The organism is Mesorhizobium sp. WSM4830, from assembly GCF_055811495.1.
This window is the reverse complement of record NZ_JBVVQI010000135.1, coordinates 1-273: the sequence shown is the minus strand read 5'-3', so window position 1 is coordinate 273 and position 273 is coordinate 1. Positions and strand designations below refer to the sequence as shown.

The following is a 273-nucleotide window of genomic DNA, read 5'->3' as shown; positions in this document are numbered from 1 at the left end:
CTGCTGCATAAGCTACTGGCTGTGGATGCCGATGATGCCACCTGTCTTGCACTATTGAGCGGGCAGATCTGCACGCGCGAGGCCCGTCGCACCACCTCAAACGACGATCGGGAATTATCAGACAAGGAATCGCGGCGCTGGACATCCACCGTCGCTGCGTCCAGACCGCTGCTCGCCAAGGCCGCAGCGGTCACCGTGCTGGGTGACCGCGAGAGCGATATCTTTGCCCTTTATGCCAGTTCGACTGAGCAGCACTTCCATGTCATCGCGCGC

General features: G+C 60.8%; 1 pseudogene. It reads left to right on the top strand.

Features of this window, described 5'->3' with window-relative positions:
- A pseudogene (locus AC0L2Y_RS34695) lies at positions 1-273 on the top strand (IS4 family transposase); the annotation flags it as partial.